The sequence below is a fragment of the Chryseobacterium sp. GTID13 genome, assembly GCF_056172655.1.
On record NZ_JAOCMB010000006.1, the window covers coordinates 594,861 to 607,692 of the forward strand.

At 43.3% G+C, this 12,832-nt stretch carries 5 protein-coding genes, 3 tRNA genes and 5 rRNA genes; 5 read left to right on the top strand and 8 right to left on the bottom strand.

Features of this window, described 5'->3' with window-relative positions:
* Positions 1-4: 4 nt before the first annotated feature.
* The 5 genes from N4G44_RS19045 to N4G44_RS19065 all read left to right on the top strand — a co-directional run bounded on the left by N4G44_RS19045 (position 5) and on the right by N4G44_RS19065 (position 4,005).
* Positions 5-151: a hypothetical protein gene (locus N4G44_RS19045; RefSeq protein WP_474928998.1), complete on the top strand. Its 147-nt coding sequence runs from the start codon at positions 5-7 to the stop codon at positions 149-151.
* Between the two features lie 70 nt (positions 152-221).
* A complete protein-coding gene (locus tag N4G44_RS19050; RefSeq protein ID WP_474929000.1) occupies positions 222-566 on the top strand; it encodes a COG1470 family protein in 345 nt (114 codons plus the stop codon).
* A gap of 86 nt (positions 567-652) precedes the next feature.
* Entirely contained in the window at positions 653-2,896 is a 2,244-nt protein-coding gene (locus N4G44_RS19055; RefSeq protein WP_474929002.1) for a hypothetical protein, read from the top strand.
* Complete coding sequence (locus N4G44_RS19060) at positions 2,893-3,426, top strand: hypothetical protein (RefSeq protein ID WP_474929004.1); 534 nt, start codon at positions 2,893-2,895, stop codon at positions 3,424-3,426. Before N4G44_RS19055 ends, N4G44_RS19060 begins: the two co-directional genes overlap by 4 nt.
* Positions 3,427-3,435: 9 nt before the next feature.
* Complete coding sequence (locus N4G44_RS19065) at positions 3,436-4,005, top strand: hypothetical protein (RefSeq protein WP_474929006.1); 570 nt, start codon at positions 3,436-3,438, stop codon at positions 4,003-4,005.
* Between the two features lie 221 nt (positions 4,006-4,226).
* Here N4G44_RS19065 and rrf (N4G44_RS19070) read toward each other — a convergent pair.
* From rrf (N4G44_RS19070) to N4G44_RS19105, 8 genes are all read right to left on the bottom strand, one after another.
* Positions 4,227-4,335, bottom strand: a 5S ribosomal RNA gene (rrf, locus tag N4G44_RS19070).
* A 194-nt stretch (positions 4,336-4,529) separates the two neighbouring features.
* Positions 4,530-7,288, bottom strand: a 23S ribosomal RNA gene (locus tag N4G44_RS19075).
* Between the two features lie 173 nt (positions 7,289-7,461).
* Positions 7,462-7,534 (bottom strand) — tRNA-OTHER (locus tag N4G44_RS19080).
* A gap of 49 nt (positions 7,535-7,583) precedes the next feature.
* A tRNA-Ala gene (locus tag N4G44_RS19085) sits at positions 7,584-7,660 on the bottom strand.
* Positions 7,661-7,755: 95 nt separating this feature from the next.
* Positions 7,756-7,829: transfer RNA gene (locus N4G44_RS19090), tRNA-Ile, on the bottom strand.
* A 216-nt stretch (positions 7,830-8,045) separates the two neighbouring features.
* Positions 8,046-9,563, bottom strand: a 16S ribosomal RNA gene (locus N4G44_RS19095).
* A gap of 1,324 nt (positions 9,564-10,887) precedes the next feature.
* Positions 10,888-10,996: ribosomal RNA gene (gene rrf, locus N4G44_RS19100) — 5S ribosomal RNA — on the bottom strand.
* Positions 10,997-11,189: 193 nt separating this feature from the next.
* Positions 11,190-12,832 (bottom strand): 23S ribosomal RNA (locus N4G44_RS19105); the annotation flags it as partial.

Below are 12,832 nucleotides of genomic sequence, written 5' to 3' on the forward strand. Positions count from 1 at the left end.
AACAATGGGACTGTTACCAGACACCTCTAAAACATTTTACATTGATATCAATACAATCCCTCCGGATAAATACAGAGCTGCCATAATAGCTACAGATGAAGAGGAGAATGCATTTGCCCTCAATGTGGAATTAGAAGTAAAAAATGAGTAGAACTTGGACATTATTTATTTTCATATTATTATTCCCGGTATTTATTTTTTCTCAACAGCAATCCAACCGATTGACCAGTAAAAAAGATAGTTTAATGCCGGGTATGTCCACTTCTGTTCCCTTCACTTTAGAAAATCATTCGGCAGAAAACAAAACGTATGATATTTCAGTCAGTACATCAAGTGCATCTATTCATCCTATTTTAGCTAAAGGCGAATTTCAGCTTGCTCCTTATGAAACATCAGCATATCTGGTTCCATTACGCGTCGCATCTGAAACAGGACAGGGCACTTACTCTGTCACATTGAATATTACTGACCGAAACAACGGAATATCCTTTACAAAAACTTCAGAAATCACAGTTTCTGGAAGCAGAAATCTTTTAGTTACAATTTTGGACTCCCCGAGTTTGTAAGAGCCGGAGAAACGATCAGGGCTTCTTTTCTCTTAAAAAATAATGGTAATGTAACTGAAAGCATTGCACTGGAAAGTAAAAATGCAGTGGTTGACCATGAGCCATTACTCGTACTGGCTCCCAATGAATCAAAAATCATCACCATTCACAAGGTCACGAGCCCGGATCTCACTCAAAATGAATTTCAGAATCTAAATCTTTCGGTACATCCGCAAGGAAGTCTCAAGGAAAACCAGGATGTTTATTCAAGCACCCAGGTTATATCCGTAAAACCTTCTGAGAAGGATATTTATCATAGGCTTCCTGTTACTTTTTCTTTATCTTTCATCGGAATGCAGAATATGGGAGTTTACCATAACGGTTTCCAGGGTGAAATTTACGGTAAGGGAACTCTTGATCAAGACAATAAAAATCAGATTGAATTCAGGGCTGTCACCCATAATCCTGTAGAGCTTAACACTTTCACCCAGTATGAGGAATATTTTGTAAATTATAAACGGGACAGACTTTTTCTTCATCTCGGTGATAAAACATATTCTTCCTCTTACCTCACAGAGTTTGCAAGATACGGGCGCGGTGCAGAAATCCGGTATGATTTTAATAAAGTGAGTTTTGGCGGGTTCTATAACCATCCCAGGTTTTTCAGAGATATAAAAGATGAGTTTAATTTTTATTCAGCCTTTAAAATCCGTAAAGAGTCTGAAATTTCTATAGGATATCTTTACAAAAATCCCAGAAGGGAAGAAATCAGGTACGGAGACGTAAAACTTGATTCGGAGGCTCATCTTCCCTATGCCAAAGGAAAATTCAAAGTATCAAAAAACATTAATCTTTCCGGAGAATTAGCTTACAGCACAACACAAAAGGCCGATGGAACAGCATATTTACTACAGGCTGAAGCTACTTTTCAAAAGTTTAACGGAAGCTTAATGTACATGAGAGCCAGTCCTGAATTTGCAGGATATTTTACCAATACGAATACCTTTAATAGTAATATTTACTATAACCTATCGAAAAAATTCAGTGTCTTTGCCAATTATATGCAGGATGCTAAAAATTTTCAAAGAGATACCCTGCTGCTTGCGGCACCTTACAGGAAATATTTTCAATATGGGGTACAGTACAAATATCTGCCTAGTGGTTTCATCATCCTTAATAATGGTTATCAGGCTTATAAAGACCGTTTAGAGCCTAAGCAGTTTGACTATTATGAACGTTATTTCAAAGTAAGTATTAATCAGCAGATCGGGGTATTTCAGGTCAATCTTGATGGACAGTTTGGTAAAACGGATAATTATCTGACGGGATTTAGTGGTAATTCCAGTTTCTATTCCGCGAATCTTTCGTTTCAAAAATTCCGGACATCTTTTAACATCTTTGGAAGTTATGCCATCAGCTCCAGATATCAGCTTCAAAATCAAAAAAATCTTTATTACGGGGCAAGGATATTAAGCCGTTTCTCCGATAAGAGCAGCCTAAGCATTTTTTATCAGAACAATTATATGCCTGAGGAATATTTTAAAGACAGAAATCTCTTTGAGCTTCTTTTTCACCAGCAGTTATTTCCGGGAAACGAACTTGACCTTTCAGGAAGATATGCACTGCAAAGAGGAGAAATCGGTGATAAGGATTTTATATTTTCTATGCGTTATACATGGCGCCCCAATATCCCGGTGCAAAAAACCGCTGAGTATATTTCGCTGTCGGGTAATGTCGGCAACCTGGGAGTCAAAAAGACCGAAGGAATCAGATTAATGCTTGGAAGTTATCTGTCTGTTACGGACAAAGATGGAAATTATATGTTTAAAAATATTATTCCGGGTAACTATTTTCTTGAAATTGACCGTTCTACAACAGAAATTAATGACATTCCGACGCAAACTTTTCCAGCTACCCCTTCACTGATGAATAAAGAAAATACTTTTAATTTCGGATTAACAACTGCAGCCAATGTTCAGGGGCACGTCAGATTCTTGGAAACAGGAGAAAAGGACCAGGTAGATGTTGAGCAGCTACAACCCGGAAAAGGAAAGAAGAAAAGAGAAAGTATCATTGTAGAAGCAACCAATAATGATCAGACATTCCGTAAGGTATGCTACATAGAAGAAGATTTTGATTTCACATATCTCCGGCCGGGAGACTGGACTCTTAAGGTTTACCGTAATGGATTAGATAAACGTTATAAAATCTCTACAGATAAATTTATGTTTACTTTAAATCCTTCAGAAACAAAAAAGTTGACCATCAACGTTGTCAAACATCAGATAGAAATCAAATATCAACAGGAATCCTTGAAAGTAGGATATAATGAAATAAAAAAGAAGAAATGATTCTGATCCGTTCCATAGTATTAACAGCATCGCTTATTGCATCCGGTTCAATCTATTCCCAGACTGCAAGTACTACTGTCAGCCTTAGTTTACCCGTAGTAACTTTAATGGACATTGAACCTTCAGGAAGTATTAGTTTGAATTTTACAGCTCCTACTGAGGCAGGAAATGCGCTTGGAGCACCAACTCCCAATACATCAAAATGGCTCAATTATACTTCTGCCATTACACCCGGCGGACTTACCAGAAGAATTACAGCCTCTGTAAATAAAGTGATAGCAGGAGTCAATATAAGACTTCAGGCCGCGGCAGCCTCCGGAGCTGGTGCAGGGACGTTGGGGACATCTTCAGGACAGGTTATCCTTACAACCACTCCTGTTACTATTATTTCCGGTATTGGAGGCGCATATACAGGGAATGGGATTAACAACGGCCATGCCCTTACACTTTCACTTGCTACGAATACATATGCTAATTTACAGGCACAGTCCAATACAGCCATCGTCATCACCTATACCATTACAGAATAAAACTTAAAAATGAAAATTAAAAGTCCCTTTCTTAAAGAACAGCACATAAAAAGGTATCTGCATATCATTGCTTTAATATTTGGTGGCTATCTTGAAGGACAAACTATAAATATTGCAGGAACCAGCTGGACTGCCAGTGTGCCCACTATTACAGAGGCAGGAACTAATTATGCCGGGACTTATGATAATCCAGGCTTATTAACATTATCCGGTAATTTACCAGGATCCTTTCTGAATCTTCTTACAAGTGCCGGAGCCAGAATCAGTATGCAACTTGTTCCTACTTCCTGGAACAGCTCTCTGAAACTTTACGCAAAAAGAAGTGGAGGTACAGCAACAATCAATGGCCTTTGTGTACTATGTACTGCTACAATTAACGGTGGCACGGCTAATTATATAGAAATACCGCAAGCAACCGCCGCAACACTTTCAACAATTACCTTTACTGGAGTTCTAGGGCTCAGTAACAGTGTAACCTATTCAGGTATTAATGTACAGCTGGAGATAGGTGGTGTTTCTGTAACAATTCCTGCAGCAGCATATAGTACACAGATCGTTTTCACAATTGGAGCCAATTAAGAATTCTGAAGAATGATTGAAAATCGAAATGCCATAAATGAGAACTGAAACGATTTTTTATTTGCTCTGGAAAGAATAAGTGATCGATAATGAACGATGATGCTATTGCTTATCATTTATTACTCATTACCCATTACTTATCACTTATCATTCATCACTTATAGGATGGTGTATATAACAAAAAAAAGTCTCACACAAAACTGTATGAGACTTTAAATAAAAACTGGCGGCGGCCTACTCTCCCGCTTGTCGCAGTACCATCGGCGCTGGTGGGCTTAACTTCTGTGTTCGGAATGGGAACAGGTGAGCCCCACCGCTAAAACCACCCTAAAGAAGGTATATAAGGTCGCAGGTTATTGGTAAGAGGTTGCAGGTTTTCCCTGCTACCTGATAGCTACCATCTGCTACCTGATTTTATCGATAAAAACTTTCACAAAGACAAAACCTTGTCTGCGCACAAAAGAACTTGTTGTATTTTTTAATCATTAAATTTTTAATCATTAAATAATTATATAGCAACCATAGGCTATAAATCTACGGGTAATTAGTACTACTCGGCTATGCTGTTACCAGCTTTACACCTGTAGCCTATCAACGTCGTCATCTCCAACGACCCTTAAAAGATGTCTCATCTTGAGGCGAGTTTCGCACTTATATGCTTTCAGTGCTTATCTCTTCCAAACGTAGCTACTCAGCGGTGCACCTGGCGGTACAACTGATACACCAGAGGTTTGTTCAATTCGGTCCTCTCGTACTAGAATCAAGCCCTCTCAAACATCTAACGCCCGCAATAGATAGAGACCGAACTGTCTCACGACGTTCTGAACCCAGCTCGCGTGCCACTTTAATGGGCGAACAGCCCAACCCTTGGGACCTTCTCCAGCCCCAGGATGTGACGAGCCGACATCGAGGTGCCGAACCTCCCCGTCGATGTGAGCTCTTGGGGGAGACTAGCCTGTTATCCCCGGAGTACCTTTTATCCTATGAGCGATGGCCCTTCCATACGGAACCACCGGATCACTATGTCCTGCTTTCGCACCTGATCGACTTGTAGGTCTCACAGTCAAGCACCCTTATGCCATTACACTCTACGCACGGTTACCAAGCGTGCTGAGGGTACCTTTGAAAGCCTCCGTTACTCTTTTGGAGGCGACCACCCCAGTCAAACTACCCACCACGCAATGTCCTTCTAAAAAGAAGTTAGGCTCCAAGTAAGTAAAGGGTGGTATTTCAACGTTGGCTCCACCAACACTAGCGTGCCGGCTTCAAAGCCTCCCACCTATCCTACACATTACTTACTCAAAGTCAATACGAAGTTATAGTAAAGGTTCACAGGGTCTTTTCGTCCCATTGCGGGTAATCGGCATCTTCACCGATACTACAATTTCACCGAGCTCGTGGCTGAGACAGTGCCCAGATCGTTACACCATTCGTGCAGGTCGGAACTTACCCGACAAGGAATTTCGCTACCTTAGGACCGTTATAGTTACGGCCGCCGTTTACTGGGGCTTCAGTTAATGCCTTCGCTTACGCTAAGCACCTTCCTTAACCTTCCAGCACCGGGCAGGTGTCAGACCCTATACAGCATCTTTCGATTTAGCAGAGTCCTGTGTTTTTGATAAACAGTCGCCTGGGCCTCTTCACTGCGGCCACCATTGCTGATGGCGTCTCTTCTTCCGAAGTTACGAGACTATTTTGCCTAGTTCCTTAGCCACGACTCACTCGAGCACCTTAGGATTCTCTCCTCGACTACCTGTGTCGGTTTTGGTACGGGTTGCTTCACTTCGGCTTTTCTTGGAAGCGAGTTCACTACAGCAGCTTCGCCCGAAGGCTAGGCCTTGACTATTCCGTCAGTCTCCAGTAGCTACGTCACTCCGTCCCCTTTTTAGTGTGAGCAAGTATGGGAATATTAACCCATTGTCCATCCACTACCCCTTTCGGGTTCGCGTTAGGTCCCGACTAACCCTCAGCTGATTAGCATGGCTGAGGAAACCTTAGTCTTTCGGTGAGGGGGTTTCTCGCCCCCTTTATCGTTACTTATGCCTACATTTTCTTTTCTGTCCGCTCCACAATACCTCACGATACTGCTTCGGCGCAAACAGAATGCTCTCCTACCAGATATACCCCTAAGGTATAAATCCATAGCTTCGGTAATATGTTTATGCCCGATTATTATCCATGCCGGACCGCTCGACTAGTGAGCTGTTACGCACTCTTTAAATGAATGGCTGCTTCCAAGCCAACATCCTAGCTGTCAATGCAGTCCAACCGCGTTGCTTCAACTTAACATATATTTGGGGACCTTAGCTGTTGGTCTGGGTTCTTTCCCTCTCGGACATGGACCTTAGCACCCATGCCCTCACTGCCGCAGAACATTTATTAGCATTCGGAGTTTGTCAGGAATTGGTAGGCGGTGAAACCCCCGCATCCAATCAGTAGCTCTACCTCTAATAAACTCATTTGCGACGCTGCACCTAAATGCATTTCGGAGAGTACGAGCTATCTCCCAGTTTGATTGGCCTTTCACCCCTACCCACAGGTCATCCGAAGACTTTTCAACGTCAACCGGTTCGGTCCTCCACTCTGTGTTACCAGAGCTTCAACCTGCCCATGGGTAGATCACAAGGTTTCGCGTCTAATACTACTAACTAAGCGCCCTATTCAGACTCGCTTTCGCTCCGGCTCCGGACCTGAAGTCCTTAACCTCGCTAGTAACATTAACTCGTAGGCTCATTATGCAAAAGGCACGCCGTCACCCAACTTGTGGGCTCCGACCGCTTGTAGGCGTACGGTTTCAGGTTCTATTTCACCCTTCTATTCGAAGTGCTTTTCACCTTTCCTTCACAGTACTTGTTCACTATCGGTCTTTCAGGAGTATTTAGCCTTGGAGGATGGTCCCCCCATATTCAGACAGGATTTCACGTGTCCCGCCCTACTCATTTATCACTCAAATATGCCTTTCATATACGGGGCTATCACCCTCTATGGCTGCACTTTCCAGTACATTCTATTAAACATATAAAAGCTTTTGGGCTAATCCGCTTTCGCTCGCCGCTACTTACGGAATCTCTTCGATTTCTTTTCCTCCGGGTACTTAGATGTTTCAGTTCTCCGGGTTTGCTTCCCCTAAGGGATGACATGTCTTCAACATGACGGGTTGCCCCATTCGGATATCTGCGGATCTATTCGTGTGTGCCGATCCCCGCAGCTTTTCGCAGCTTACCGCGTCCTTCTTCGCCTCTGAAAGCCTAGGCATCCGCCATACGCCCTTAACGATTTCTTTCCTATTTTTGGTTACTCAAGCGCTTTTATGCGCTCGGTTTTCTCTTTGTGATGTCTTTACCGTTAATGTCAATGATCTTAATATCTTCTGTATTATTGTACATCGTATTTATGTATTAATGATGGCTCTCATCATTATGAGCATACATACTTCCAATATACCAATACAAACTGTGGAGAATAAGGGAGTCGAACCCTTGACCTTCCCGATGAATCGGGACGCTCTAGCCCCTAACGGCTATAATCCTTTGATCTTATGTATAAATATCTTCTATTCTTGTTATATTTCTATAACTTGGTGGAGAATAAGGGAGTCGAACCCTTGACCTCCTGCGTGCAAGGCAGGCGCTCTAGCCAGCTGAGCTAATTCCCCTCTAGTCAGACTAAGAGATTCAAGATGCTAGATTCAAGACTTTCAATTCGTTGTCTTGGCTCTTGGCTCTTTTATCTTCCCGTCTTTTCAATTAGTAGTCTCGGGCAGGCTCGAACTGCCGACCTCTACATTATCAGTGTAGCGCTCTAACCAGCTGAGCTACGAGACTGTCTTGTGGACTTTCAGATCCAAGATGCTAGATACAAGACTTTCATTCGTCTTGGTTCTTGGCTCTCGGCTCTTGTATCTCTTTCCCTGTACTAATTTCTAGTGGGTGTGTATTTTTTTAATATAAATCAACCAAATAAAAAACTAAAGCTTGAACTTTAAGATAAGTCAATGGTACCGAAGTACCTAATTTTGTTTAACGTTCTTCAACGCTCTAAAATGAGATGTTCCAGCCGCACCTTCCGGTACGGCTACCTTGTTACGACTTAGCCCTAGTTACCTGTTTTACCCTAGGCAGCTCCTGTTACGGTCACCGACTTCAGGTACCCCAGACTTCCATGGCTTGACGGGCGGTGTGTACAAGGCCCGGGAACGTATTCACCGCGCCATGGCTGATGCGCGATTACTAGCGATTCCAGCTTCATAGAGTCGAGTTGCAGACTCCAATCCGAACTGAGACCGGCTTTCGAGATTTGCATCACATCGCTGTGTAGCTGCCCTCTGTACCGGCCATTGTATTACGTGTGTGGCCCAAGGCGTAAGGGCCGTGATGATTTGACGTCATCCCCACCTTCCTCTCTACTTGCGTAGGCAGTCTCACTAGAGTCCCCAACTGAATGATGGCAACTAGTGACAGGGGTTGCGCTCGTTGCAGGACTTAACCTAACACCTCACGGCACGAGCTGACGACAACCATGCAGCACCTTGAAAAATGTCCGAAGAAAAGCCTATTTCTAAGCCTGTCATTTCCCATTTAAGCCTTGGTAAGGTTCCTCGCGTATCATCGAATTAAACCACATAATCCACCGCTTGTGCGGGCCCCCGTCAATTCCTTTGAGTTTCATTCTTGCGAACGTACTCCCCAGGTGGCTAACTTATCACTTTCGCTTAGTCTCTGAATCTTAAAAACCCAAAAACGAGTTAGCATCGTTTACGGCGTGGACTACCAGGGTATCTAATCCTGTTCGCTCCCCACGCTTTCGTCCATCAGCGTCAGTTGTTGCTTAGTAACCTGCCTTCGCAATTGGTGTTCTAAGTAATATCTATGCATTTCACCGCTACACTACTTATTCCAGCTACTTCAACAACACTCAAGACATGCAGTATCAATGGCAGTTTCACAGTTAAGCTGTGAGATTTCACCACTGACTTACACATCAGCCTACGGACCCTTTAAACCCAATAAATCCGGATAACGCTTGCACCCTCCGTATTACCGCGGCTGCTGGCACGGAGTTAGCCGGTGCTTATTCGTATAGTACCTTCAGCTACTCTCACGAGAGTAGGTTTATCCCTATACAAAAGAAGTTTACAACCCATAGGGCCGTCGTCCTTCACGCGGGATGGCTGGATCAGGCTCTCACCCATTGTCCAATATTCCTCACTGCTGCCTCCCGTAGGAGTCTGGTCCGTGTCTCAGTACCAGTGTGGGGGATCACCCTCTCAGGCCCCCTAAAGATCGCAGACTTGGTGAGCCGTTACCTCACCAACTATCTAATCTTGCGCGTGCCCATCTCTATCCACCGGAGTTTTCAATGTCGAATGATGCCATTCAACATATTATGGGGTATTAATCTTCCTTTCGAAAGGCTATCCCCCAGATAAAGGCAGGTTGCACACGTGTTCCGCACCCGTGCGCCGCTCTCAAGTCCCCGAAGGAACTCTACCGCTCGGCTTGCATGTGTTAGGCCTCCCGCTAGCGTTCATCCTGAGCCAGGATCAAACTCTCCATTGTATGTTTTTCCTGACCCTCTCAAAGTTATTTAACGCTTTAGTTTTTTTCCTTACTTGGTTGTTATATTGTATGTCAATGATCTTTTTTCTTTCCGCTTTTATAAAGAACTTTTTTCTGTCGTTCTGCTCCTTATTTGCGGTTGCAAAAGTAATTATTTATTTCTAAATGACCAAATGTTTTTCAAAGAAAATTTAAAGTTTTTTAAGTAACCTTAACCTCTTTACTAAACCTTAATCGCTATCGCTTCTGCTCCCCGTTTAACCGGACTGCAAAGATAGGAAAATTTTTAAACCCGGCAACTTTTATTTCTAAAAATTTAAGGCTATCCTTTCTTATCCTCTTAAAGCTTTTTTAAATACTTAATGCTTATCTAAAAGCTCTTCTGCGCTTACTGTCTACTCTCGTTTTCAGTGGGGCAAAGATACACCCTTATTACTACACAAAACAAATCTAGTTAACATAAAATTTATTTCCAGTTCATATTGTGGATAAGTCATCTTATAAAGAGCTTATTTAAAGTCGATTACAAAGGAAAGGGAGTTATCAACAATGAGTAGTTATATCTATATAAATGGGAAGAGCCAGCCTTATGTCTCAGAAAAAATTACAGGAGCGGGAATAAGATGGTAGATGAAAGTGTTGAAGATTTGCATCAATAACACAGATTTTAGCAAGAGGAGAGAAGATTGAATTAAGGTAAACAGAGTTGTAAACTAGGATTTAGGCAAGAACAATCCGTTTGTCAATACATAAAGATACCTGGTTATTTTGAACAGTATGTTAATGCTCTCGCAGATTGAGCAGATCAAGCAGATGTTTAGTAAAGTCTGTTCTTAATATTTATAGAGAAAGAAGCCCGTGAAGGTAAAGACAGTAAAAAAAGAAGTTAGTTTCGCACAGATCACCCAGATGGCACGGATCCGTTATTGAAAAGAGTATTCGGAGCAGCCTGGAAGTAGTTTAAGTTTTGGCTAAGCCTTCTATTTGTCTCTGTTGTTGTAAAGGGAAAATAAACAGCTCGCCCTTACAGGGCTGGTAAATAAATCTAAAACATTCATATCATATCATATCATATCATATCATATCATATCATATGCTATTAACCGATCGCTCCTACGGAGCTCACCGTCTTTGAATTGCTTATGGCAGAGATCAGGGATTAGGGATTAGGGATTAGGGAAAATTACATAGATTAGTTGTATCATTTATCATCTATTACTCATTACCCATTACCCATTACTTATCACTCATCACTTATCATTTATAGGATGGTGTATATAACAAAAAAAAGTCTCACACAAAACTGTATGAGACTTTAAATAAAAACTGGCGGCGGCCTACTCTCCCGCTTGTCGCAGTACCATCGGCGCTGGTGGGCTTAACTTCTGTGTTCGGAATGGGAACAGGTGAGCCCCACCGCTAAAACCACCCTAAAGAAGGTATATAAGGTCGCAGGTTATTGGTAAGAGGTTGCAGGTTTTCCCTGCTACCTGATAACTAACATCTGTTACCTGTTTTAATCGATAAAAACTTTCACAAAGACAAAACCTTGTCTGCGCACAAAAGAACTTGTTGTATTTTTTAATCATTAAATTTTTAATCATTAAATAATTATATAGCAACCATAGGCTATAAATCTACGGGTAATTAGTACTACTCGGCTATGCTGTTACCAGCTTTACACCTGTAGCCTATCAACGTCGTCATCTCCAACGACCCTTAAAAGATGTCTCATCTTGAGGCGAGTTTCGCACTTATATGCTTTCAGTGCTTATCTCTTCCAAACGTAGCTACTCAGCGGTGCACCTGGCGGTACAACTGATACACCAGAGGTTTGTTCAATTCGGTCCTCTCGTACTAGAATCAAGCCCTCTCAAACATCTAACGCCCGCAATAGATAGAGACCGAACTGTCTCACGACGTTCTGAACCCAGCTCGCGTGCCACTTTAATGGGCGAACAGCCCAACCCTTGGGACCTTCTCCAGCCCCAGGATGTGACGAGCCGACATCGAGGTGCCGAACCTCCCCGTCGATGTGAGCTCTTGGGGGAGACTAGCCTGTTATCCCCGGAGTACCTTTTATCCTATGAGCGATGGCCCTTCCATACGGAACCACCGGATCACTATGTCCTGCTTTCGCACCTGATCGACTTGTAGGTCTCACAGTCAAGCACCCTTATGCCATTACACTCTACGCACGGTTACCAAGCGTGCTGAGGGTACCTTTGAAAGCCTCCGTTACTCTTTTGGAGGCGACCACCCCAGTCAAACTACCCACCACGCAATGTCCTTCTAAAAAGAAGTTAGGCTCCAAGTAAGTAAAGGGTGGTATTTCAACGTTGGCTCCACCAACACTAGCGTGCCGGCTTCAAAGCCTCCCACCTATCCTACACATTACTTACTCAAAGTCAATACGAAGTTATAGTAAAGGTTCACAGGGTCTTTTCGTCCCATTGCGGGTAATCGGCATCTTCACCGATACTACAATTTCACCGAGCTCGTGGCTGAGACAGTGCCCAGATCGTTACACCATTCGTGCAGGTCGGAACTTACCCGACAAGGAATTTCGCTACCTTAGGACCGTTATAGTTACGGCCGCCGTTTACTGGGGCTTCAGTTAATGCCTTCGCTTACGCTAAGCACCTTCCTTAACCTTCCAGCACCGGGCAGGTGTCAGACCCTATACAGCATCTTTCGATTTAGCAGAGTCCTGTGTTTTTGATAAACAGTCGCCTGGGCCTCTTCACTGCGGCCACCATTGCTGATGGCGTCTCTTCTTCCGAAGTTACGAGACTATTTTGCCTAGTTCCTTAGCCACGACTCACTCGAGCACCTTAGGATTCTCTCCTCGACTACCTGTGTCGGTTTTGGTACGGGTTGCTTCACTTCGGCTTTTCTTGGAAGCGAGTTCACTACAGCAGCTTCGCCCGAAGGCTAGGCCTTGACTATTCCGTCAGTCTCCAGTAGCTACGTCACTCCGTCCCCTTTTTAGTGTGAGCAAGTATGGGAATATTAACCCATTGTCCATCCACTACCCCTTTCGGGTTCGCGTTAGGTCCCGACTAACCCTCAGCTGATTAGCATGGCTGAGGAAACCTTAGTCTTTCGGTGAGGGGGTTTCTCGCCCCCTTTATCGTTACTTATGCCTACATTTTCTTTTCTGTCCGCTCCACAATACCTCACGATACTGCTTCGGCGCAAACAGAATGCTCTCCTACCAGATATACCCCTAAGGTATAAATCCATAGCTTCGGTAATATGTTTATGCC